The following is a 22,112-nucleotide window of genomic DNA, read 5'->3' as shown; positions in this document are numbered from 1 at the left end:
CGCATTCTAAGGCGACGTCAGGGCACCTGCTCGAAGCGGTAGCGCTCGCGTATCCGCTCGCTGAAGTACTGCCCCCGCGAGTCCGATTCGACGAGCCCCACCGCTTCGCGCTCCGGCACATCGAAATACCGGTAGACGCCGCCGCCGGTGAATTCGATTTCCAGCACGCGCCGCGTCGGGTCGTAGCCGACGCTGTTCAGCGCTTCGGAATCGACGGGGATGCGGCGCACCCCGCGACGTTATTCGAACGAACCGATCGAGTCGTGTGAAAGGTTGTCGAAGCGGGTGTATTCGCCGAAGAACTTCAGCTTGAACGAGCCCGTCGGGCCGCTTCGCTGCTTGCCGATGATGACTTCGGCAAGGCCCTTGTCCGGCGAATTTTCCTTGTTGTAGTAATCGTCGCGGTAGATGAAGACGATCATGTCCGCGTCCTGCTCGATGGCGCCGGATTCGCGAAGGTCAGCCATCACCGGCCGCTTGTCGGTACGCGTTTCCAGCGAGCGATTGAGCTGCGACAACGCGATGATCGGCACCCCCAGCTCCTTCGCCAGGCCCTTGAGCGAGCGCGAAATCTCGGAGATTTCCGTCGCGCGGTTCTCGTTGTTGCCCGGCACCGACATCAGCTGCAGGTAGTCGATGACGATCAGGCCCAGACCGTGCTCGCGCTTGAGGCGACGCGCCTTCGACGACAGCTTGGCGGGCGACAGGCCCGGCTCGTCGTCGATGAACACCTTCGCTTCTCGCAGCTGGCGGATTGCGCCGGTGACGCGGCTCCAGTCCTCGTCTTCCAGTTGACCGGTACGCAGGCGCTGCGCGTTGACGCGACCGACCGACGAGATCAGGCGCATCGCGAGCTGCGATGCGGACATTTCCATCGAGAACACGGCCACCGGCAGGCGGCTCTTGAACGCGGCGAACTCGGCGATGTTGAGCGCGAGCGTCGTCTTGCCCATCGCAGGTCGCGCCGCGAGGATGATCAGGTCGGTCTTCTGTAGGCCGGCGGTGAGCTCATCGAATTCGGTGTAGCCGGTCGGCAGCCCGGTGACGCCACTGCCGTTCGCGTAACGCGTCTGCAGCTCGTCGAACGCTTCCGACAGCGCCTTGGTGACCGGCGTGAAATCGCTGCGACCCGAACGGTTGGCCTGCGAGATCGCCAGCACCTCGCGCTCGGCTTCCTCCAGGATCTCGCCGCTCTCGCGGCCGTCCGGTTGAAATGCATTGTTGACGACGTCGGTGCCGACCTCGATCAGCTGTCGCAGGATCGCCTTGTCGCGAACGATTTCCGCGTACGCGGCGATGTTCGCCGCCGACGGCGTCGTGCTCGCGAGTTCGATCAGGTAGGCGCCGCCCGCGACGGTTTCCGACTGCCCCATCGACTCGAACCATTCGCCCAGCGTCACCGCGTCGAACGGGCGATTCTTCTCGGCGAGCTCGCGGATCGCGCGATAGATGAGCTGGTGGTCGCGACGGTAGAAGTCACCATCGCTGAGCTGGTCGGCGACGCGATCGTAGGCATCCGGCGCGAGCATCAGGCCACCGAGCACGGCCTGTTCGGCCTCCACCGACTGCGGTGGCACGCGCAACTGGTCGACGCGCTGTTCTGCACGCGTCTCGAAGCGCTTTTCGTTACGGAAGCCGGCGCGTGCGCTCATCGTCGTTGCTGCTCTCTGCCGCAGTCGCGGCGCGATATTCCCCGCGGCATCGTAGCCAGCAGGAGCCTGCGTCCGTTGCAGATAAGTCTGTGGGTAAGTCGGGATAAGTCCGATACGTTGTCGCACGGCCCGATCTCGCCGACTGCGATCACGAAACCGCCAGCTCCATGCACCTGACTCGCGTCGCACAACCGCGCTTTTGCGCGGCCCGAAACGACGAAGGGCGCCCGGAGGCGCCCTTCGTCTGTCGCGTTGATGCGTGGATCAGGCGGCTTCGCCGACCACGATCACCTTGACGGTCTGCTCGACGTCGGCGTGCATGCGCACGATGACGTCGTACTCGCCCGTGCGGCGGAACGGGCCTTCGCCCAGCACCACTTCGGACTTGTCGACCTTGTGGCCGAGCTTGGACAGCTGCTCGGCGATGTCGCGCGGCGTGACCGAACCGAACAGCTTGCCTTCCGGCGAAGCGTTGGCGGCGATCGTGACCTCGGCGCCTTCGAGCGCGGCGCGACGGGCTTCGGCGCCCTCGAGCTGCGCCTTGGCCTTGGCTTCGAACTCGGCGCGGCGCGCCTCGAAGTCGGCCAGGTTCGACGCGGTGGCCGGCACGGCCTTGCCCTGCGGCACGAGGAAGTTACGACCGTAACCCGGCTTGACGTTGACCTTGTCGCCGAGCTTGCCGAGGTTGGTGACGTTCTGGAGAAGAATGAGCTGCATGGTGATGCTCCGTATTCGTTAGTGGCGGGCCGGCAGGTGCCGACGGCCGCCACAGCGGATCGCTGTCCGAATGGATGGGTCTCGAGCGCTTTCGACGAAGAACCCGAACGTGATGCGCGGGTTCCTGCCGAAGATCGGGACTCAGGCGTTGTGGTTGTCGGTGTACGGGATCAGCGCGAGGAAACGGGCGCGCTTGACGGCCGTGGCCAGCTGGCGCTGGTACTTCGACTTGGTGCCGGTGACGCGGCTCGGAACGATCTTGCCGGTCTCGGTGAGGTACTGGCGAAGGGTGTTGAGATCCTTGTAATCGATCTCCTTGATACCTTCGGCCGTGAACTTGCAGAACTTGCGGCGACGGAAGAACTTGGACATGGGTCGGATTCCTTAAGCGGCTTCGGCGTTGTCGGAGGCGTCGGCGGAGGGAGCACCCTCACCATCGTCGTCACGGCGGCGACGCTCGCCGCGCTCGCCCTTGTCGCCCTTCTCGTCCTTGAACTTCATGATCAGCGACTGCTCGGTGTCCGGGCCGTCGCGCTTGATCACGAGGTGGCGCAGGACGGCGTCGTTGAAGCGGAAGCTGTCGACCAGCTCGTTCATCGCAGCCTGCGAGGCTTCGATGTTGAGCAGCACGTAGTGAGCCTTGACCAGGTTCTGGATCGGGTACGCCAGCTGGCGGCGGCCCCAGTCTTCGAGGCGGTGGATCTTGCCCTCGGCGCCTTCGATCAGCGTCTTGTAACGCTCGATCATGGCCGGGACCTGCTCGCTCTGGTCCGGATGGACCAGGAACACGACTTCGTAATGACGCATTTTCGTTTCCTTGTGGATGCGGCGCATCGCGCCGGGCAGCCCCCTGCGTGCAGCAGCAGTGGAGCAAGGTCGCCGCGACCAACGGCCGCGGAGCCGGAAATTATGTCAGCTCAATGGGTTACGTGCAAACCGCGTGAAACCGGCGGACGCCGCCGGCCCCGCTCCCACCCGTCGCGCCGCTCAGCGAGCCGGACTGGCGGCCGGCGCCCGCTTGCGGGCCGTGATCCACTCGTCGATGTGCTTCTCCAGCACCGCCAGCGGCACCGAGCCGGTTTCGAGCACCGCGTCGTCGTAGTCACGGAGGTCGAAACGGTCGCCCAGCTCGCGGGCGGCCTTCTCCCGCAGCTCGGAGATCTTCATCTGGCCGATCTTGTAGCCCAGGGCCTGGCCCGGCCAGCTGATGTAGCGGTCGATCTCGTTGACCACGTCCTGGCGGGTCTTGGGCGAGTTGTCCATGAAGTACTGGATAGCCCGGTCGCGGCTCCAGCCCTTGCTGTGCATGCCGGTGTCGACCACAAGCCGCACCGCGCGCCACATGTCGTACGCCAGCTGGCCCATGCGGTCGTACGGATCGTCATAGAGGCCCATGTCGTAGCCGAGTCGCTCGGCGTAGAGCCCCCAGCCTTCCCCGTACGCCACGAAATACGCGGTGCGACGGAACATCGGGGCCTCGGCCATTTCCAGACCGCGGGCGAACTGGAAGTGATGGCCGGGAACCGCCTCGTGAAGCGACAGCGGGACCATCTCCCACGTCGGCCGCGTCTCGGGCTTGTACAGGTTGACGTAGTAGTAGCCGGCGCGGCTGCCGTCGGCGGCGCCGGGCTGGTAGTACGCGGTCGTCGTGTCGGGTGCGGACGCCGGCGGGATCGGACGCACGCCGTACGGCAGGCGCGGAATCGTGCGGAACACCTTCACCAGCTCGGGGTCGATGCGCTTGGCGATCGCCTGGTAGGCCTCGAACAGATCGTCCGGCGTCTTCTTGAAGAAGCGCGGGTCCGTGCGCAGGTAGGTGAAGAACTCCTGCATCGAACCCTTGAAGCGGACTTCCGCCTTCACCTTCTCCATTTCGCCGCGGATGCGGGCGACTTCCTTCAGCCCGATCTCGTGGATCTGGTCGGCAGTTAGATCGGTCGTCGTGAAATAGCCGGCGAGGAAGTCGTAGTAGGCCTTGCCGTCGGGCAGGTCGACCGCCGCGATCGAGGTGCGCGTCTTCGGCAGGTAGTCGTTGTCGAAGAACGTGGCGAATTCGCGATACGCCGGAATCACGCGCTGTCCGATCAGCTCCACCGCCCGCGCACGCAGGCGGGCGCGATCGCTTTCGGGCACGGCGTCCGGGAACTTCAGGAACGGCTGGTAGAAACGGCTCTTCGTGGGGTCGTCGACCAGCTGCGCGCGGATCTGCGCCGGCACGCGCTCCATCAGCACGTGCGGCGGCGTGTTGCCCGCCTTGATGCCCTCGCGCATCAGCGCTTCGTTCTGGGTGATGAGCGCCGGCAGCGCCTCGAGGCGCTTGAGCCAGTCCTCGTAGTCCTTGACGCTGCGGAACTGCATCAACTCGACGATCTCGTCCGCGGTCTGCACGCCGCCGCGCTGCGTGAGCGGGCGCTGCCATTCGTTGAACTTCTGTCGTTCGACGGTGCGCTGCAGGTCCCAGAGGTAGACGTCGTAATTGAGACGGTCCGCCTCGGACAACGCACTACGGTCGATCGCCTTCAGCCGTGCGAGTGCGTCCCGATCCTCCGCGTCGCGCTTGCGGATCGCCTCCAGGCTCGCATCCGTCCAGCGGTCGTTGAAGCGCGCGTCGCCATTGGCCGTCGCGTTCTCGGGATATTCGCGAAGGCCGCGTTCCCATTGTTCGTCGAAGAAACTGTGCAACGAGCTGGTCGCCGCGTTGGCCGTGCTCGCCGCGGGCGCGCTCACGGCGAACGACGTGGCAGGAAGGAGCGTCGACAGCGCGACAGCGAGAAGCAGCGGACGAATCATCGGGCGGACTCCGGGCAGGACGGCCCGAGTCTAGCGCCGCTTGCACGGGCCCCGCCCGTGCCGGCCGTCGCGAATCAGTCGTGCTCGGCGGTGGTGAAACTCTCGCCGCAACCGCATTCGCCGCGCACGTTCGGGTTGCGGAACACGAACTGCTCGCCGAGCTTCTGGCGCACGAGGTCGATCTCGGTACCGTCGACGATCGCCAGGCTGGCCTGGTCGACATAGATGCGCACGTCGTCCTGCAGGAAGATGCGGTCGTCGTCGTTCGACGCCTTCGCAAGGTCGGCGACGTACTGCCAGCCCGAGCAACCGGTCTTCTTGACGCCAAAACGCAGGCCCAGCGCATCGGGCGTCTCGCTGAGGTAGCGGCGGACGCGGTCGAGGGCGGCGGGGGCGAGCGAGACGGCCATGCGGACTCCGGTACGGCGTGGATGCGGGGCGAGTATAGGCAGTAGGGCCGCAATGGCCCTGCAACAGCACGTAAACTCTGCGTCCCACGTCGGGCCGACCGGCCCGGAAATCAAGATCAGGACGGGTAGTCAGCGCATGACGATCATGAGCGTCGAGCAGGTGCTCGCGGGCAAGGTACCGGCAGGTGGCGAAGTCACGGTGCGCGGCTGGGTCCGCACGCGCCGCGATTCCAAGGCGGGGCTGAGCTTCGTCAACGTCAGCGACGGCTCGTGCTTCGCGCCGATCCAGGTGGTCGCGCCCGCGGCGCTCGCGAATTACGAATCGGAGATCAAGCGACTCACGGCCGGTTGCGCGGTGATCGCGACCGGCACGGTCGTGCAGTCGCAGGGCCAGGGCCAGGCGTTCGAGCTGCAGGCGACGTCCATGGAGGTCGTTGGCTGGGTCGACGACCCGGAAACCTACCCCATCCAGCCTAAGGCGCATTCGCTCGAGTTCCTGCGGGAAGTCGCGCACCTGCGTCCGCGCACCAACCTCTTCGGCGCGGTGACGCGCATCCGCAACACGCTCGCGCAGGCGGTGCACCGCTTCTTCCACGAGAACGGTTTCTACTGGATCTCGACGCCGATCGTTACGACGTCGGACGCGGAAGGCGCTGGCCAGATGTTCCGGGTGTCCACCCTCGATCTCGCCAACCTGCCGCGCGATGCGAAGGGCGCCATCGATTTCAGCCGCGACTTCTTCGGCAAGGAAGCGTTCCTCACGGTATCGGGCCAGCTCAACGTCGAGGCGTACTGCCTGTCGCTGAGCAAGGTCTACACCTTCGGCCCGACCTTCCGCGCCGAGAACTCGCACACCACACGGCATCTCGCCGAGTTCTGGATGATCGAACCGGAGATCGCGTTCGCGAATCTCGACGACAACGCCGACCTCGCCGAAGCGTTCCTCAAATACCTGTTCCGCGCCGTGCTCGCCGAGCGGGCGGACGACATGGCGTTCATCGCCGAGCGCGTGCAGAAGGACGCGATCACGCGCCTGGAAGCCTTCGTCAACGCGCCGTTCGAGCGCATCGAGTACTCGGACGCGATCACGTTGCTGCAGAAGTCGAACGAGAAGTTCGAATTCCCGGTCGAATGGGGCCTGGACCTGCAGACCGAGCACGAGCGCTGGCTGACCGAGCAGCACGTCGGCCGTCCGGTCGTCGTCATGAACTATCCCGAGCACATCAAGGCGTTCTACATGCGCCTCAACGACGACGGAAAGACCGTCGCCGCGATGGACGTGCTGGCGCCGGGCATCGGCGAAATCATCGGCGGCAGCCAGCGCGAAGAGCGCCTCGACATGCTCGACAAGCGCATGGCGCAGTTCGGCCTCGACCGCGAGCACTACGGCTGGTATCGCGATTTCCGCCGCTACGGCACGGTGCCGCACGCGGGCTTCGGCCTCGGCTTCGAGCGACTGGTCGTCTACATCTGCGGCCTGTCCAACATCCGCGACGCCATCCCCTACCCGCGCGCGCCGGGCCAGGCCGAGTTCTGATGATCCTGTTCCTTGCACTGTGCTTCGTGGCGCTGGCCATCGCCGGCGCCACGGCACTGGTGATCTTCTGGCCGCTCGCGCTGGTGCATATCCGCGACCGCCACCCCGACCTCGCCGCGCAGCTCGGGCCGAACGCGTTTTTCCGGCTGCACGCATGGAAGTGGCTGCTGCTGGCCGGCTATCGCGATACGCCGGATCGCAACCTGAGCGGGCTCGCGACGCCGGCGCGCGTCTCACTGCTCACGATCATCGTCGGCCTCGTGCTGGCGTGGCTGCTCTGGCTGGTGTCGTACTGGATGGGTGCATGACGATGTCGAACGACGAATGGTGGCTCGCGACCGCGGGCGACACGCTGATCTGGGCGCGCCTGCGCGCGAAGGAGGCCGGCACGGCCGAAGTGCTCGACTGCGACGGCGCCACCCTGCCCTACGACAGCGAGGACACCGCGCGCGCAGCGCTGATGGATGCCGACTTCGTGTCGCTGGATGGCCTCGATGCCGACGACGCCGACGCACGCGGGTTCGACCTCGATGCACTGACGCCGCCGCGCGGCGCCAGCGACGACGCGCTGCGTCCGCAGATGATCGTCAAGTTGCCGCGTCGCCAGTGACGCTCTACCTGCCGCGAGCCTTCGACGAGCGCGACCTCTCGCGCCTCGACGCGCTCGCGGCATCGCATCCGTTCGCAACGCTGGTCACCGTCGACGACGGCGTGCCATGCATCTCGCACCTGCCCGTCCTGTATCGCCGCGACGGCGACGCGATCGAACTGCGCGGCCACCTTGCGCGCCCGAATCCGCAGACGCGCCACCGCGGTCGCGCGCTCGTGATCCTGCAGGGCCCGCATGCCTACGTTTCGCCGACCTGGTACACCGACAAGGCCGAGCACGCGCGCGTTCCGACGTGGAACTACGTCGTCGCACACCTCTCCGGCGCGCTGGACTGGTTCGACGATGATGCGTCGCTCGGCGAGCTGCTGATCGAGCTCGGCGACGTGCACGAAGGCCGTGTCGGCGGCGACTGGCGCTACGACGCGAACGACCCCGCCGAACGCGTGCAGCTGCGCGGCATCGTCGGGCTGCGCGTAGTCGTCGACAACGTCGAGTTCAAGGCCAAGCTCAGCCAGAACCATCCGCTCGCGAACCGTCTCGCGGTGATCGACCGCCTCGTGTCGTCGTCCGACGCCGGCGATCGCGACGTTGCCGCGTGGATGCGCGGCACTCTCGAATCGATGCAAGAAGGAGCCTGATCCATGGATCTCGATCTCACCGGTCGCCACGCGCTCGTCTGCGGCGCCTCCGAAGGCATCGGCCGCGCCACGGCGCACGAACTCGCGCTTCTCGGCGCCGACGTCACCCTGTTGTCGCGACGCCCCGAAGTGCTGCAGCAGGTGGCGGATGCCCTCCCCCGTCGCGGCGCGCAGGCGCATGGCTGGATCGCGGCGGACGTCAGCGATCTCGACGCGCTTCGCGCGAAGGTCGAAGGCGTCGTCGCCGGCAAGCCGGTTCAGATTCTCATCGACAACACCGGCGGCCCGCCCGGCGGGCCCGTACACACCGCCACGCTCGACGCCTTCCGCGACGCCTTCTCGCGCCACCTCCTGGCCAACCAGACGCTGGTGCAGGCGGTGCTGGCCGGCATGAAGGGCGCGGCATGGGGCCGCATCGTGAACATCATTTCGACGTCGGTGCGCGAGCCGATTCCGAACCTCGGCGTGTCCAACACGGTGCGCGGTGCGGTGGCGAGCTGGGCGAAGACGCTGTCACGCGAGCTGGCGGCCGACGGCATCACGGTCAACAACGTGCTGCCCGGCTACACCAAGACCGCGCGCCTTGCGCAGATCCTCGCGGATCGCTCGAAAGCGACCGGCCAGAGCGAGGACGAGGTTGCCGACGGCATGCGTCGCACCGTGCCCGCCGCGCGCTTCGCGGAGGCGGCCGAGGTCGCCTCGGTCATCGCGTTCCTGTGCTCGCCCGCCGCGGCCTACGTCAACGGCGTCAGCCTGGCCGTCGATGGCGGCCGCATGCAGTCGATCTGATCGCGACGGGCCGCGAAGGCGCGTCCGTTAAGCTGTCGGCATGCGACTGAATCACTGGATCGACGGACAGTCCGTTCCGCCTCGCGCGGATCGCTGGATCGACGTGCACGAGCCGGCCAGCGGCCGCGTGCTGGCCGAAGTCGCCGCCGGCGATGCCGCGGACCTGGAAGCGGCGGTGGACGCCGCCACGCGCGCTGCGCCGGGCTGGGCCGCGCTCCGCAACAGCGAGCGCGCGCAATGGCTGGAGCGGCTCGCGGATGCCATCGAGGCCAAGCTCGAAACCTTCGCGACCGCCGAATCGCGCGACGCGGGCAAACCGCTGCGCCTGACGCGCTCGATCGAAATCCCGCGCGCGGTATCGAACTTCCGCTTCTTCGCGCATGCCGCGACGCAGTTCGCCAGCGAATCGCACCATGGCGAGGCAGGCCTGAACTACACGTTGCGCACGCCGCTCGGCGTCATTGCCGCGATTTCACCGTGGAACCTCCCGCTCTACCTGCTGACGTGGAAGATCGCGCCGGCGCTTGCCGCTGGCAACACCGTGGTCGCCAAGCCGTCGGAAATCACGCCGTGGACGGCGACGTTGCTCGGCGAAGTATCCGGCGAGATCGGCCTGCCGCCCGGCGTGTTGAACATCCTGCACGGTCGCGGTCCGGACGTGGGAGAGCCGCTGGTCTCGCATCCGGCGGTCAAGGCGGTGACGTTCACCGGCAGCACGGCGGTGGGCCGGCGCATCGCGGGCATCGCGTCGCCGCTGCTGAAGAAGGTGTCGCTGGAACTCGGCGGCAAGAACGCGACGATCGTGTTCGCCGACAGTCCGTGGCGCGAACACATCGACCTGCTCGTTCGCTCCGCGTTCCAGAACTCCGGCCAGATCTGCCTCTGCGGCTCGCGCATGCTGGTCGAGCGCTCGATCCGCGACGAGTTCGTCGATGCGTTCGTCGAACGCGCGCGCACGCTGCGCATCGGCGACCCGATCGATACCGATACCGACATGGGCCCGCTGGTCTCGCAGGTGCATTTCGACAAGGTATCGGCTGCGGTGCAGCGCGCCGTCGATGAAGGCGGTCGCGTGCTGTGTGGCGGCCAGCGCGTCGATCGGCCCGGCTGGTACCTGGAACCGACGGTGATCGACGGCCTCGGCCCCGATTGCGCGACCAATCGCGACGAGATATTCGGCCCCGTCGTCACGCTGCAGGCGTTCGACGACGAAGCGCAGGCGCTGTCGCTGGCCAATTGCGGCGACTACGGTCTTTCGGCATCGGTCTGGACACGCGACCTCGGTCGCGCACACCGCCTTGCCGCCGCACTGCGCGTCGGCATGGTCTGGATCAACACCTGGATGCAACGCGACCTACGCACGCCGTTCGGCGGCGCGGGCGCATCGGGGCTCGGCCGCGAAGGCGGCTGGGAAGCCATGCGCTTCTTCACCGAGTCCAAGAACGTCGGAATCTGCCTGGAGAACTGCGAGTGACGGAAACCCTCGACGACCTTTTGGCCCGCAACCGCGACTGGGCTGCGCGCATCGAGCGCGAGGACCCCGGTTTCTTCGCGCACCTCTCGCAGCAGCAGGCCCCGGAATTCCTGTGGATCGGCTGCTCCGACTCGCGCGTACCGGCCAACCAGATCATCGACATGGCGCCGGGCGAAGTCTTCGTCCACCGCAACATCGCCAATGTCGTCGTGCATACCGACCTGAACTGCCTGTCGGTGCTGCAGTTCGCAGTGGACGTGCTGAAGGTGCGGCACATCCTGGTCGTTGGCCATTACGGCTGCGGCGGCGTGCACGCGGCGCTGACGCAGCGGCGACTCGGCCTTGCCGACAATTGGGTGCGGCATGTCGCCGACGTCGCGGAGAAGCACCAGGCGAAGCTGCAGCCGCTGGGCGACGAACGCGCCATGCACGACCGGCTCTGCGAGTTGAACGTGCTGGAGCAGGTGGTGAACGTCGCCCGCACGTCGATCCTGCAGGACGCGTGGTCGCGCGGTCAGCAGGTCACCGTGCACGCCTGGTGCTACCGCCTCGACGACGGCCTGGTGCGCGACCTCGGCCTTCATGTCGACGGCCGCACCGAACTCGCCGACGCGTACGACCACGCGCTGGCCCACATCGAATCTCCGGAGCGAACCGCATGAGCGAGAGCATCATCCTGAAGGACCACGCGCCGCGACCCGTCGGCTCGTATCCGCACGCACGCCGCGTCGGCAACCTGCTGCTGTTGTCGGGCATCGGTCCGCGCGACCCGGACACCAACCAGGTCAGCGGCGACGTCCGCGACACCGAAGGCAAGCTGATGAGCTACGACATCGAGGCGCAGTGCCGTGCGGTGTTCCGCAACGTGCGCAACGTGCTTGAAGCGGCCGGCGCGACGCTTGCCGACCTCGTCGACGTCACCGTCTACCTCACCGATCTTCCGCACGACTTCCGCGTGTTCAACGAGATCTGGGCGGAGTACTTCCCCAGCGCGGAGAACGCGCCGTGCCGCACGACGGTGGGCGTGAGCTGGCTGCCGACGCCGATCGCGGTCGAGATGAAATGCGTGGCGGCGCTCAAGCAGTGAAACTGCCGGACGCGCTGAACCTGCAGGCCTGGGTCGACGAGCACCGCGAGCTGCTCAAGCCGCCGGTAGGCAACAAGTGCATCGTCGATGGCGATTACATCGTCATGATCGTCGGTGGGCCGAACGCGCGTACCGACTACCACTTCGAGGAAGGCCCCGAGTTCTTCTACCAGCTCGAGGGCGAGATGGTGCTGCGCATCCAGGAAGACGGCGCCGTGCGGGACATCACCATCCGCGCGGGCGAGATGTTCTACCTGCCACCGCGCGTACCGCACAGCCCGCAGCGCAGCGCCGGCGGCGTGGGCCTGGTCATCGAGCGCAAGCGCCTGCCGCACGAGGACGACGCGCTGCTGTGGTTCTGCGAGCGCTGCAACGCCAAGGTGTACGAGGAGTCGTTCCACCTGGTCGACATCGAACAGGATTTCTTCCGTGTGTTCGAGCGCTTCTATCGCGACGACCACCTTCGCACCTGCAAGGCCTGCGGGCATCTCAATCCCCGTCCGAGCCGCTATGAGCTGCAGGCGGACTCCGAAGCGGACATCACCTGACGCATGCTCAAGATCGACACCCACGCGCATTACCTGCCGCGCGACTGGCCGGACCTCGCGCGCAAGTTCGGTGACGAGCGCTTCCCGGTGATCCACCACACCGACGACGGCCGTCACCGCATCTACAAGGACGGCAAGTTCTTCCGCGAGATCTGGTCGAAGACGTGGGACGCGCAGGAGCGCATCGACGACTACGCACGCTTCGGCGTGCAGGTGCAGGTCATCAGCACCGTGCCCGTGATGTTCAGCTACTGGGCGAAGCCGCAGCATGCGCTGGAGCTGCACCAGGCGCTCAACGACCACATGGCGCAGACGGTCAACGACCACCCGCGCCACTACGCCGGCATCGGCACCGTGCCGTTGCAGTCGCCGCGCCTGGCCGTGCAGGAGCTCGAACGCTGCATGGACCAGCTCGGCCTGCAGGGCGTGCAGATCGGCAGCCACATCGGCGACTGGAACCTTGATGCACCTGAGCTCTTCGAGTTCTTCGAAGCGGCCTCCGAACTCGGCGCGGCGATCCTGGTGCACCCGTGGGACATGATGGGCACCGAGTCGATGCCCAAGTACTGGCTGCCGTGGCTGGTCGGCATGCCGGCCGAACAATCGCGCGCGGCGTGCTGCCTGATCTTCGGCGGCGTGCTGGAGCGGTTGCCGAAGTTGAAGATTTGCCTCGCACATGGCGGTGGCTCGTTCCCGTACACCGTCGGCCGCATCGAGCACGGCTTCAACATGCGTCCCGATCTGGTCGCCACCGACAACCCGCGCAATCCGCGCGAGTACCTGTCGCGGTTCTTTTTCGACTCGTGGGTCGCCGATCCGCGAGCGCTGCAATACCTGCTCGACACCTGCGGCGTCGACCGCGTGATGCTTGGCACCGACTACCCGTTCCCGCTCGGCGAGCAGGAACCGGGCGCGGGCATCGCCGCGCTTCGCCTCAGCGACGAGCAGCAGGCGCGCCTGTACCACGGCACCGCGCTCGACTGGCTCGGCCTTCCACTGTCCCGCTTCGCCTGACCCGATCGAATGACCGACCTCTATTCCGACGCGCACGCCGCCGCCCTCGACGCGGCCGATCCGCTGCGCGCCTTCCGCGATGAATTCCTCATCCCACGCCATGGCGGCGCGCCGATGGCGTACTTCGTCGGAAACTCGCTCGGCCTGCAGCCGCGCGGTGCGCGCGCGCACGTCGAAACCGTGTTGCAGAAGTGGGAGCACGACGCCGTCGAAGGCCACTTCACCGGCGACGCGCAGTGGATGAGCTACCACGAACTGGTGCGCGAACCGCTCGCGCGCCTGGTCGGCGCGAAGGCAAGCGAAGTGGTGGCGATGAACACGCTCACCGCCAACCTGCATTTCCTGATGGTGAGTTTCTACCGGCCGACGCGCGAGCGCCCCGCCATCCTCATCGAGGCCGGCGCGTTCCCGTCCGATCGCCATGCCACCGCATCGCAGGTCGCGTTCCATGGCTTCGATCCGGCGACCGACCTCATCGAAGTCGAGCCGGATTCGCCTAGCGGCACCATCTCGATGGCCGCGATCGAACGTGCGATCGATGCGAACCGCGATCGCCTCGCGCTGGTGCTGTGGCCCGGCGTGCAGTACCGCACCGGCCAGGCGTTCGACCTCAAGCGCATCGCGCGGCTTGCACACGACGCCGGCGCGAACGTCGGCTTCGACCTCGCGCACGCGGTCGGCAACCTCGAGCTCGCGCTGCACGACAGCGACGCCGACTTCGCCGCGTGGTGTCACTACAAATACGTGAACTCCGGCCCGGGCGCGGTCGGTGGCGCATTCGTGCACGAGCGCCATTCGCGCGAAGACGTGCCGCGCTTCGCCGGGTGGTGGGGCCACGACGCCTCCACGCGGTTTCGAATGGGCCCGGAGTTCGTGCCCGCAGCGGGCGCGGATGGCTGGCAGCTCAGCAATCCGCCGATCCTGTCGATGGCGCCGCTGCGCGCCTCGCTGGAGCTGTTCGACCGCGCGGGGCTTCCGGCGCTGCGCGGGAAATCGCGATCGCTCACCGGCTATCTCGAAGCGTTGATCGACGCACGCCTCGCCAACGCGCTCGACATCCTGACGCCGCGCGACGCTGCGCAACGCGGCTGCCAACTGTCGCTGCGCGTACACGGCGGTCGCGAACGTGGTCGCGCGCTGTTCGACCACCTGCAGGCGAACGGCGTGCTCGGCGACTGGCGCGAACCCGACGTCATCCGCATCTCGCCCGCCCCGCTCTACAACACGCACGCGGACGTGCTGCGGTTCGTGCGCGAAGTCGAGCGCTGGTCGATGCCGACCTGAGCAGCGCGACGCATCAGTCCTCGCCCGGACTGCACCGCGACGCGTCGACGCCACTACACTCGCCCCACGACGACCTGACGGACGCGCACGTGAGCGACAGCCCCCGCAGCATCACGATCATCGGCGCCGGCCTCGCCGGTGCCCTGCTGGCCACGCTGCTCGCGCGCCGCGGCTGGAGCGTCGATGTCTACGAAAAGCGCGGCGATCCGCGCATCCGCGGGTACGGCGGTGGCCGCTCGATCAATCTCGCGCTCGCCGAGCGCGGCCGCCACGCGCTGGGTCTTGCCGGTGCCGACGATGCGGTCATGTCGCACGCGGTGATGATGCGAGGCCGCATGGTGCACTTCGCCGACGGCCGCACCGACCTGCAGCGCTACGGGCGCGACGACAGCGAAGTCATCTGGTCGGTGCATCGTGGCGAGCTCAACATCGTCCTGCTCGACATCGCCGAATCGGCCGGGGCACGCCTGCATTTCGATCGCGGCCTGGTCGACGTCGACTTCGGGCGGCGCGTCGCCACCTTCGGCGCCGCCGACGACGAGGCGCTGCACGTCGGCTTCGACTCGCTGATCGGCGCGGATGGCGCGGGCTCCGCGTTGCGCGCGGCAATGGGTCGGCGCGCCGACCTAGGCGAACGCACCGAGAACCTCGGCCATGGCTACAAGGAACTGGAAATCCCGCCTGCCGACGACGGCAGCTTCAGCATCGAGCCCAACGCGTTGCACATCTGGCCGCGCGGCCGCTACATGTGCATCGCGCTGCCGAACGACGAACGCACGTTCACCGTTACCCTGTTCCTGCCGACCCACGGCGATCCGAGCTTCGACACCGTTCGCAACGGCACGGAGGCGCGCGCGTTCTTCGAGCGCGACTTCGCCGACGCATCGCCGCTCATCCCGGATCTCGAACGCGACTTCGACGCGCACCCCACCGGCGTGCTCGCCACGCTCTACCTCGATAGCTGGCATCTGGGCGGCGACGCCGTGCTGCTCGGCGATGCCGCGCACGCGATGGTGCCGTTCCACGGCCAGGGCATGAACTGCGCGTTCGAGGACTGCGTCGCGCTCGCCGAGCATCTCGATCGCGCGCCCGATCGCGCCAGCGCGTTCGCGGCGTTCCAGGCCGAGCGCCTGCCGAACGCCCGTGCGATCCAGCAGATGGCGCTCGAGAACTACCTCGAGATGCGCGACCGCGTCGACGACGACGATTACCTGCTGCAACGCGCGTTGGAGCGCGAACTTGCCGCACGCCACCCCGACCGTTTCGTCCCGCGCTACGCGATGGTGACGTTCATGCGCCTTCCCTACGCGACCGCGTTCGAACGCGGCCGTGTGCAACGCGACCTGCTGGCCGAGCTCACCCGCGGACATGCGTCGCTCGATACGATCGATCGCGACCTCGCCGATCGCCTGGTCATGGAACGCCTGCCACCACTCGCGGCGGACGCGTGACCTCGAGCTTCCTGTTCTACGACCTTGAAACCTTCGGCGCGTGCTTCAGGCGCAGCCGGATCGCGCAGTTCGCGGCCATCCGCACCGACGCCAACCTGCAGCAGGTCGACGACGAGATCTCGTTCTTCGTAAAGCCAGCCGACGACCTGCTGCCCTCGCCGACCGCCACGCTGATCACCGGCATCACGCCGCAACATGCGCTCGAGCACGGCGTCAACGAGGCGGACGCGTTCGCCCGGATCCACGAGCAGATGATGCGGCCCGGCACCTGCACGGCCGGCTACAACTCGTTGCGCTTCGACGACGAATTCATCCGCCACGGCCTCTTCCGCAATTTCTACGATCCGTACGAACGCGAGTGGCGCGGCGGCAATTGCCGCTGGGACCTGCTCGACGTCATGCGCCTTGCGCATGCGCTGCGACCGGACGGCATGCAGTGGGTCTATCGCGACGACGGCACGCCGAGCTTCACGCTCGAAGGACTGGCGAACGCGAACGGCGTCCGCATCGGCGATGCGCATGAAGCATTGAGCGATGTGCGCGCGCTGATCGGCCTCGGCCAGCGGCTGCGCAGCGCACAGCCGCGCCTGTGGGACTACTGCCTGAAGCTGCGCGACAAGCGCTTCGCCGGCAGTCTGCTCGATGTCGCGGCGCTGACACCGGTGCTGCATGTCTCGCAGCGCTTCCCGGCGAGCCGCCTGTGCGCAGCGCCGGTCATTCCACTGACGATGCATCCACGAATCGGCAACCGCGTTGTCGTGTTCGACTTGGCACAGGATCCCGACGCGCTGCTGTCGCTCGATGCCGATGCGATCGCCGAGCGCCTTTACGTGCGGCAGGACGCGCTTCCCGAGGGCGTCGAACGCGTCGCGCTGAAGGAAGTGCATCTCAATCGCTGCCCGGCGCTGGTCGCGTGGGACCACCTGCGTCCCGCCGATTTCGACCGCCTACGCATCGATGTGGCTCGCGTCGAACGCAACGCAGCGCGCATCCGAGAACGTGCGCCGGAGATCGCCGAGAAGGCGCGACGCGTGTTTGCCGCGATGCCGGAACGCGCCGCCGCCGACAGCGATGCGTCGCTTTACGACGGTTTCCTGCCCGACGCCGATCGCCTTCGCTTTCCGGATGTGCGCGGCACGCCAGCGCACCAGCTACACGGCGTCGACTTCCATTTCACCGACGCGCGCCTGCCCGAGCTGCTGTTCCGCTATCGCGCGCGCAACTGGCCCGACTCGCTGGTCGACGACGAACGCGAGCGCTGGAACGCTTATCTTCGCGAACGCCTCGCCGACACCACACGGTCGGAGTACACGTTCGATTCGTTCTTCGACGAGATCGGCAGGCTCCGCGTCGAGCGCGCGGGTGATGCCCGCGCCGCCGCGCTGCTGGATGCGGTCGAGCTCTGGGGGCGCAACCTCCACGCCGAGCTTGGCTGAACAGGGGCCCGCCTGTTCATTGGCCGGGCCACCGCTGCCCCCCGGACGTGAAACCCGACGGCGCGGCGTGGCACAGTAGGCCGGGGGATCCAACCGGTCGAGGTCGATGGCAGCAACGCTGACGACACGTGCGCACGCGCGTGTCCGCGCCACCATGCGAACACGACTGCGTGCGTCGGTGCGACGCGCGTCGGCCACGCTGCTGGCGATGCTCGCGTTGGTCGTTGCCCCCGCCTTCGCCGCGCAATCGCTTGCCGACGACTTCGTCGAAGCCTGGACCACGCGCGACGGCCTGCCGCACAGCACAGTCAACGGCGTCGGCCAGACCGCCGACGGCTATCTCTGGCTCGCGACGTGGGAAGGCATCGCGCGCTACGACGGCCACGAATTCCGCCTGTACCGCCGCGACGACGTTCCCGGCCTGGGCGACGACAGCGTGCGGGCGCTGCACATCGGCCCGAAGGGCGACCTGTGGGCCGGCAGCGCACGCGGCGGCATCGTGCGTTGGCACGCCGGTCGCTGGGATTCTCGCCCGCCGGTCGATGGCCTGATCACCGACCTGCTCGAGGAGCCGAACGGGCGGCTCTGGGTCGCGACGGCGCGGAGCGGTGTCGTCCGTATCGATCCCGATGGCCGCCGCATCAGCATCAACGCGGCCGGCGGCCTTCCGAGCGACACCGTCAATGCCCTCGCCCGCGACACCCGCGGCCGTATCTGGGTGGCGACGAGTTTGGGACTCGCCCGTGTGGAGGGCGATCGTGCCGTCCGCGCAACGGAGGCCGGGCTGCCGGCCGGCCCCGTGTTCTCGTTGTTCGCGCTGCGGTCGGGCGGGCTGCTGGTCGGCACCGAACATGGGGCGTTGGTCGATGACGGCGGCCCCATCCGGCTGCTGCATCCCGACCTCGCCGCGCGCACGGCCACGCGCATCTGGCGCGACACGGCGGGCACGACGTGGGTCGGCACCAACAACGCGGGCCTGGCGCGCGTCGCCGGCGAGCAGATCGAGTGGCTCGACGCGCCCGAAGGGCTGCCGAACAACCGCGTGCTCGCACTCGGCCGCGACAACGAAGGCAGCCTGTGGGTGGGCACCAACGGCGGACTGGTGCGACTGCGCGCCGCGCCGATCCACACCTACACGCGCAAGGACGGCCTCGCGGACGACTTCGTCCGCACCACGCTGCTCACGCACGACGGCACCTTGTGGGTCGGCAGCGGCCAGGGGCTCGACCGCATCGACCCGACGACCGGTGCGATCACCCGCGTCGGCCTCGGTACGCGACTCGCCGACGTCTCGGTGCTCGCGCTCGCCGAGGACACGTCGGGTGACCTGCTGGTCGGCACCTTCCACGACGGCGTGCTGCGCCTGCACGACGGCGAAGTGGTCGACGACGTGACCATGGACGACGGCCTGCCGTCCAACGAGGTTCGCGCAGTGCTCGCCGCGCACGACGGCCGGGTGTGGATCGGCACCAAGCAGGGCGTGGTGATGCACGACGGCGAGCACCTGCGCGTCTGGGGTGCGCATGACGGCCTGCCCGCCGAGTTCGTGCAGGCGCTGCACGAAGACGGCGATGGCGGTGTCTGGGTCGGCACCAGTTCCGGCGCCGCGGTGATCCGCAATGGCCGCGCGCGGCCGATCGATCTTCGCGCGACGGACGCCCAGTACGTCTATTCGTTCGTCCCCTCCACCGGCGGTGATGCGCTGTGGCTGGCCACCGATCGCGGGCTGGTGCGCGTCGACCACGACGGCTCGTCGCCGCATCGCGTCGCGCGCGCCGAAGGCCTGCCGTTCGAGAAGATCTTCGCCGCAGTGCACGACGCGCAGGGCCGGCTGTGGTTGACCGGCAACGAAGGCATCGCGCGGCTGCGCATGGCTGAGCTCGAGGACGTCGCCGCCGGCCGTCGCGAGCGCATCGACGTGCACCTGTTCGGTCGCGCGGACGGCATGGCCTCAGCGCAGGCGAACGGCGGCTCGATGCCCGCAGCCACGCTCGACGACGCCGGCCGGCTTTGGGTCGCCACCGCCATCGGCGTCGCGCGACTCGATCCCGAAGCAGCCGTTCGCCACGCGATGCCGCTCCCCCCGGTAGCGATCGAACGCTTCGAGGTGGACGGACGCGAACGCGACCCCCACGCGGCTGCGACGCTCGCCCCCGGCGACCATCGCATCGTCGTCCGCTTCGTATCGCCGACGCTGATCAACGCGCAGCGCGTGCACTACCGCTATCGCCTCGACGGCCTGTCGTCGTCCTGGGTCGATCTGGGCGACAGCCGCGAGGTGCAGTTCACCAGCCTCGATCCGCGTCGTTTCCATCTGCGCATCCAGGCGTGGGTACCGGGCGAGCCGGAACTCTCACGCGGCGGCCTCGTGTTTTCGATCGAACCGTACTGGTGGCAGCGCCCGTTCGTATGGGCGGCGATCGTGCTGCTTGCCTTCGTCCTGTTGGCTGTCGCGTACGGTGCCAGGATCGGCCAGTTGCGACACACGGAACGCCGCCTGCGGGCGCTCGTCGACGAACGCACGCATGCACTGCAGGTACAGACGCGCATCGCCGAGCGGCTGGCGCGGACCGATGCGCTGACCTTGCTGTCGAATCGTCGCGCGCTCGATCAGGCGCTCGACGAGGAACTCGAACATCTCGCGCAGGGGCAACCGGTCGCGCTGATGCTGGTCGACGTGGACGGCTTCAAGCCGATCAACGACCTGCACGGACACGCGGCAGGCGACGTGGCGTTGCAGGCGATCGCCGACGTCATCCGCGCACAGGCGCGCCAGCACGACATCGCGGCACGTTGGGGCGGCGACGAATTCGCGTTGCTGCTGGTCGACTGCACGCTCGAGCAGGCGCTCACCGCCGCCGAACGCATTCGCGACGCGGTCGAGGCGATCGACTGCGAACCGTTCGCACCCGGCTTCGGCGTCACCGCGAGCGTCGGCGTCGCGTGGAGCGGCGGCGAGGCGCACAGCGCCAGCCTGCGCACGCTGGTGCCACGCGCGGACGAAGCGCTCTATCGTGCCAAGCGCGAGGGCCGCAATCGCGTGCGTGCCGCGGTCGAACCCGAGCCGACGATTTGAGTCGCCGTCTCGTCGAACTCCTCACGCGCGTTCGCTAGGCTGCGCCGATGAAGACCCTGATCGCCCTGCTCCTCGCCGCCGTCCTCGCCATCGCCGGCTACGTCGCCGCCGGCCCGTTCCTCACCGTCCGATCGATCAGCCAGGCCGTGCAGAAGGGCGACATGCGCACGCTGGATCGGGACGTCGACTTCCCGCTCGTACGCGCCAGCGTCAAGGCGCAGCTCGAGGACTATCTCGCGCGGAAAATGGGCGATGCGTCGACCGACAGCCGCCTCAAGGAACTCGGCAGGCAGGTCACGGCGACGATGACTGGCGGCGTGGTGGATGCGCTGGCGACGCCGGCCGGCATCGGCGCGATCCTGCAGGGCCGCAGCGTGATCCGTCGCGCGATGGGCTACCCGCCCGAGCGTTCGCAGGCGCCCGAACAACAGTTCGATCCACTGCGCGGCGCGCAATACGACTACGAGTCGACGTCGCGCTTCACTGCCACCGTGCAGAACGCCGACGGCGTACCGATCGTCTTCGTGTTCACCCGCGACGGCCTGCGCTGGCGCCTCACCGACGTGCGCCTGCCCGTCGACCAGCTCGTCGGCAGCCTGACGGGCTAACGCGGGATATTGGCCACGCCGTGCGGCACGTGGCCGGCGGCGACGTGGTCGCGCGCCGAGACGATGTTGTGCTCGGAATCATCGAAGAAGATGTCCGCGCCGAACGCTTCGAGGAACGGCCCTTTCGGCCGGCCGCCGAGGAACAGCGCTTCGTCGAGACGAATGCCCCACTCGCGCAGCGTGCGGATCACGCGTTCGTGTGCGGGCACGCTGCGCGCGGTGACCAGCGCGGTGCGGATCGGCGCGTCGTCGCCGGTCGGGAACGCCTGCTGCAGGCGATGCAGTGCGTCGAGGAAGCCGCGAAACGGACCACCTGACAACGGCTCACCCGCGCGCTGCAATTCGTGCTCGGTGAATGCCGCCAGCCCGCCTTCGCGCGACACGCGCTCACCTTCGTCGTCGAATATCACCGCATCGCCATCGAACGCGATGCGCAGCTGGTCCGGGTTGCGCCCCGCCGCCGACAACGTTGCGGGTGATGATGACGGCAGCAGCATCGCCGCGGCGACGCCCGCATCGAGCGCGGCACGCACATCCTCCCCGTGCGCCGACAGGAACAGATCCGCATTGAACGGGCGGATGTAGGGATACGGCGGCGCGCCGTTGCTGAAAGCCGCGCGCCGGATGGACAGCCCGTGGTGCGCGATCGAATTGAAGATGCGAAGGCCGGTGTCGGCGGAATTGCGCGAGATCAGGATGACTTCGACGCGTGGCGCTTCCGGCGGCGCGCCGTCGTTGAGGCGCAGCAGCTTGCGTACCAGCGGAAACGCGATGCCCGGGGACAGTACGTCGTTCTCATGGCTGCGCTGGTAGTCGGCGTAGGCCTCAAGGCCATCACGTTCGAACAGGTCGTGGCCTTCCTCCAGATCGAACAGCGTCCTGGAGGAAATGGCGACGATCAGGGGATCGGCATCGCGGTCGGGCATGCGCCTATTCTGCACCGCCGGGTCGCAGGGGTTGGGACGGCCCCGAGACGCAGCGTCCGGGTCGC

General features: G+C 67.9%; 23 protein-coding genes. 15 read left to right on the top strand and 8 right to left on the bottom strand.

What is annotated here, in order from left to right:
• Window positions 1-17: 17 nt before the first annotated feature.
• The 7 genes from ACKTTN_RS08520 to ACKTTN_RS08490 all read right to left on the bottom strand — a co-directional run bounded on the left by ACKTTN_RS08520 (window position 18) and on the right by ACKTTN_RS08490 (window position 5,569).
• Window positions 18-230 carry a KTSC domain-containing protein gene (locus ACKTTN_RS08520; protein WP_407909424.1) on the bottom strand — a complete coding sequence of 71 codons (213 nt, stop codon included), beginning with the start codon at window positions 228-230 and terminating at the stop codon, window positions 18-20.
• A 9-nt stretch (window positions 231-239) separates the two neighbouring features.
• Window positions 240-1,652, bottom strand: a complete 1,413-nt coding sequence (locus ACKTTN_RS08515) for a replicative DNA helicase (RefSeq protein WP_407909423.1) — start codon at window positions 1,650-1,652, stop codon at window positions 240-242.
• A gap of 264 nt (window positions 1,653-1,916) precedes the next feature.
• Window positions 1,917-2,369 carry a 50S ribosomal protein L9 gene (rplI, locus tag ACKTTN_RS08510; protein WP_407909422.1) on the bottom strand — a complete coding sequence of 151 codons (453 nt, stop codon included), beginning with the start codon at window positions 2,367-2,369 and terminating at the stop codon, window positions 1,917-1,919.
• A gap of 141 nt (window positions 2,370-2,510) precedes the next feature.
• A complete protein-coding gene (rpsR, locus tag ACKTTN_RS08505) occupies window positions 2,511-2,741 on the bottom strand; it encodes a 30S ribosomal protein S18 (protein WP_027083063.1) in 231 nt (76 codons plus the stop codon).
• A gap of 12 nt (window positions 2,742-2,753) precedes the next feature.
• Window positions 2,754-3,176 (bottom strand): 30S ribosomal protein S6, encoded by a 423-nt coding sequence (rpsF, locus tag ACKTTN_RS08500; protein WP_407909421.1) that lies wholly within the window; start codon window positions 3,174-3,176, stop codon window positions 2,754-2,756.
• 180 nt (window positions 3,177-3,356) lie between these two features.
• Complete coding sequence (locus ACKTTN_RS08495; protein ID WP_407909420.1) at window positions 3,357-5,159, bottom strand: DUF885 domain-containing protein; 1,803 nt, start codon at window positions 5,157-5,159, stop codon at window positions 3,357-3,359.
• A gap of 74 nt (window positions 5,160-5,233) precedes the next feature.
• A complete protein-coding gene (locus ACKTTN_RS08490) occupies window positions 5,234-5,569 on the bottom strand; it encodes a HesB/IscA family protein (protein WP_407909419.1) in 336 nt (111 codons plus the stop codon).
• A gap of 136 nt (window positions 5,570-5,705) precedes the next feature.
• Between ACKTTN_RS08490 and asnS the strand changes: the two genes are divergently transcribed.
• From asnS to ACKTTN_RS08415, 15 genes are all read left to right on the top strand, one after another.
• Window positions 5,706-7,106 (top strand): asparagine--tRNA ligase, encoded by a 1,401-nt coding sequence (asnS, locus tag ACKTTN_RS08485; protein ID WP_407909418.1) that lies wholly within the window; start codon window positions 5,706-5,708, stop codon window positions 7,104-7,106.
• Window positions 7,106-7,414 (top strand): hypothetical protein, encoded by a 309-nt coding sequence (locus ACKTTN_RS08480; protein WP_407909417.1) that lies wholly within the window; start codon window positions 7,106-7,108, stop codon window positions 7,412-7,414. Before asnS ends, ACKTTN_RS08480 begins: the two co-directional genes overlap by 1 nt.
• Window positions 7,411-7,716: a hypothetical protein gene (locus ACKTTN_RS08475; RefSeq protein ID WP_407909416.1), complete on the top strand. Its 306-nt coding sequence runs from the start codon at window positions 7,411-7,413 to the stop codon at window positions 7,714-7,716. The genes ACKTTN_RS08480 and ACKTTN_RS08475 overlap by 4 nt, the downstream gene beginning before the upstream one ends.
• The gene (locus tag ACKTTN_RS08470) at window positions 7,713-8,354 is read left to right on the top strand and encodes an FMN-binding negative transcriptional regulator (protein ID WP_407909415.1); all 642 of its coding nucleotides are present in this window, start codon (window positions 7,713-7,715) and stop codon (window positions 8,352-8,354) included. The genes ACKTTN_RS08475 and ACKTTN_RS08470 overlap by 4 nt, the downstream gene beginning before the upstream one ends.
• A 3-nt stretch (window positions 8,355-8,357) precedes the next feature.
• Complete coding sequence (locus tag ACKTTN_RS08465) at window positions 8,358-9,143, top strand: SDR family oxidoreductase (RefSeq protein WP_407909414.1); 786 nt, start codon at window positions 8,358-8,360, stop codon at window positions 9,141-9,143.
• A gap of 40 nt (window positions 9,144-9,183) precedes the next feature.
• Window positions 9,184-10,617, top strand: coding sequence for an aldehyde dehydrogenase (locus ACKTTN_RS08460; RefSeq protein ID WP_407909413.1), 1,434 nt, complete (start codon window positions 9,184-9,186; stop codon window positions 10,615-10,617).
• A complete protein-coding gene (gene can / locus ACKTTN_RS08455; RefSeq protein ID WP_407909412.1) occupies window positions 10,614-11,279 on the top strand; it encodes a carbonate dehydratase in 666 nt (221 codons plus the stop codon). The genes ACKTTN_RS08460 and can overlap by 4 nt, the downstream gene beginning before the upstream one ends.
• Window positions 11,276-11,704 carry a RidA family protein gene (locus ACKTTN_RS08450; RefSeq protein ID WP_407909411.1) on the top strand — a complete coding sequence of 143 codons (429 nt, stop codon included), beginning with the start codon at window positions 11,276-11,278 and terminating at the stop codon, window positions 11,702-11,704. Before can ends, ACKTTN_RS08450 begins: the two co-directional genes overlap by 4 nt.
• Window positions 11,701-12,252, top strand: coding sequence for a 3-hydroxyanthranilate 3,4-dioxygenase (locus tag ACKTTN_RS08445; RefSeq protein ID WP_407909410.1), 552 nt, complete (start codon window positions 11,701-11,703; stop codon window positions 12,250-12,252). The genes ACKTTN_RS08450 and ACKTTN_RS08445 overlap by 4 nt, the downstream gene beginning before the upstream one ends.
• Before the next feature lie 3 nt (window positions 12,253-12,255).
• Window positions 12,256-13,266 carry an amidohydrolase family protein gene (locus tag ACKTTN_RS08440; protein WP_407909409.1) on the top strand — a complete coding sequence of 337 codons (1,011 nt, stop codon included), beginning with the start codon at window positions 12,256-12,258 and terminating at the stop codon, window positions 13,264-13,266.
• Window positions 13,267-13,275: 9 nt separating this feature from the next.
• Complete coding sequence (gene kynU, locus ACKTTN_RS08435) at window positions 13,276-14,550, top strand: kynureninase (RefSeq protein WP_407909408.1); 1,275 nt, start codon at window positions 13,276-13,278, stop codon at window positions 14,548-14,550.
• 89 nt (window positions 14,551-14,639) lie between these two features.
• Window positions 14,640-16,001, top strand: coding sequence for an FAD-dependent oxidoreductase (locus tag ACKTTN_RS08430; protein ID WP_407909407.1), 1,362 nt, complete (start codon window positions 14,640-14,642; stop codon window positions 15,999-16,001).
• Complete coding sequence (sbcB, locus tag ACKTTN_RS08425) at window positions 15,998-17,437, top strand: exodeoxyribonuclease I (RefSeq protein WP_407909406.1); 1,440 nt, start codon at window positions 15,998-16,000, stop codon at window positions 17,435-17,437. Before ACKTTN_RS08430 ends, sbcB begins: the two co-directional genes overlap by 4 nt.
• A gap of 154 nt (window positions 17,438-17,591) precedes the next feature.
• Complete coding sequence (locus ACKTTN_RS08420; RefSeq protein WP_407909405.1) at window positions 17,592-20,513, top strand: two-component regulator propeller domain-containing protein; 2,922 nt, start codon at window positions 17,592-17,594, stop codon at window positions 20,511-20,513.
• Between the two features lie 47 nt (window positions 20,514-20,560).
• Window positions 20,561-21,121, top strand: a complete 561-nt coding sequence (locus tag ACKTTN_RS08415) for a DUF2939 domain-containing protein (protein ID WP_407909404.1) — start codon at window positions 20,561-20,563, stop codon at window positions 21,119-21,121.
• On the opposite strand, the gene ACKTTN_RS08410 is transcribed toward ACKTTN_RS08415, so the two are convergent.
• Window positions 21,118-22,047 carry a 5'-nucleotidase gene (locus ACKTTN_RS08410; RefSeq protein WP_407909403.1) on the bottom strand — a complete coding sequence of 310 codons (930 nt, stop codon included), beginning with the start codon at window positions 22,045-22,047 and terminating at the stop codon, window positions 21,118-21,120. The genes ACKTTN_RS08415 and ACKTTN_RS08410 overlap by 4 nt on opposite strands.
• Window positions 22,048-22,112: the final 65 nt, after the last annotated feature.

The organism is Lysobacter claricitrinus (assembly GCF_045866565.1).
GTDB classification, from domain to species: Bacteria; Pseudomonadota; Gammaproteobacteria; order Xanthomonadales; family Xanthomonadaceae; genus Cognatilysobacter; species Cognatilysobacter claricitrinus.
Note: the sequence above shows the minus strand (reverse complement) of the source record. Positions and strands in the feature narration are given on the sequence as shown.

What these genes read in the sequence shown, in the direction of transcription:
- rpsF (WP_407909421.1), bottom strand. Translation starts at nt 3,176, where the DNA reads ATGCGTCATTACGAAGTCGTGTTCCTGGTCCATCCGGACCAGAGCGAG.
- ACKTTN_RS08440 (WP_407909409.1), top strand. Translation starts at nt 12,256, where the DNA reads ATGCTCAAGATCGACACCCACGCGCATTACCTGCCGCGCGACTGGCCG.
- ACKTTN_RS08515 (WP_407909423.1), bottom strand. Translation starts at nt 1,652, where the DNA reads ATGAGCGCACGCGCCGGCTTCCGTAACGAAAAGCGCTTCGAGACGCGT.
- ACKTTN_RS08415 (WP_407909404.1), top strand. Translation starts at nt 20,561, where the DNA reads ATGAAGACCCTGATCGCCCTGCTCCTCGCCGCCGTCCTCGCCATCGCC.
- kynU (WP_407909408.1), top strand. Translation starts at nt 13,276, where the DNA reads ATGACCGACCTCTATTCCGACGCGCACGCCGCCGCCCTCGACGCGGCC.
- ACKTTN_RS08480 (WP_407909417.1), top strand. Translation starts at nt 7,106, where the DNA reads ATGATCCTGTTCCTTGCACTGTGCTTCGTGGCGCTGGCCATCGCCGGC.
- ACKTTN_RS08465 (WP_407909414.1), top strand. Translation starts at nt 8,358, where the DNA reads ATGGATCTCGATCTCACCGGTCGCCACGCGCTCGTCTGCGGCGCCTCC.
- asnS (WP_407909418.1), top strand. Translation starts at nt 5,706, where the DNA reads ATGACGATCATGAGCGTCGAGCAGGTGCTCGCGGGCAAGGTACCGGCA.
- ACKTTN_RS08475 (WP_407909416.1), top strand. Translation starts at nt 7,411, where the DNA reads ATGACGATGTCGAACGACGAATGGTGGCTCGCGACCGCGGGCGACACG.
- rplI (WP_407909422.1), bottom strand. Translation starts at nt 2,369, where the DNA reads ATGCAGCTCATTCTTCTCCAGAACGTCACCAACCTCGGCAAGCTCGGC.
- ACKTTN_RS08490 (WP_407909419.1), bottom strand. Translation starts at nt 5,569, where the DNA reads ATGGCCGTCTCGCTCGCCCCCGCCGCCCTCGACCGCGTCCGCCGCTAC.
- ACKTTN_RS08420 (WP_407909405.1), top strand. Translation starts at nt 17,592, where the DNA reads ATGCGAACACGACTGCGTGCGTCGGTGCGACGCGCGTCGGCCACGCTG.
- rpsR (WP_027083063.1), bottom strand. Translation starts at nt 2,741, where the DNA reads ATGTCCAAGTTCTTCCGTCGCCGCAAGTTCTGCAAGTTCACGGCCGAA.
- ACKTTN_RS08495 (WP_407909420.1), bottom strand. Translation starts at nt 5,159, where the DNA reads ATGATTCGTCCGCTGCTTCTCGCTGTCGCGCTGTCGACGCTCCTTCCT.
- ACKTTN_RS08460 (WP_407909413.1), top strand. Translation starts at nt 9,184, where the DNA reads ATGCGACTGAATCACTGGATCGACGGACAGTCCGTTCCGCCTCGCGCG.
- ACKTTN_RS08410 (WP_407909403.1), bottom strand. Translation starts at nt 22,047, where the DNA reads ATGCCCGACCGCGATGCCGATCCCCTGATCGTCGCCATTTCCTCCAGG.
- ACKTTN_RS08450 (WP_407909411.1), top strand. Translation starts at nt 11,276, where the DNA reads ATGAGCGAGAGCATCATCCTGAAGGACCACGCGCCGCGACCCGTCGGC.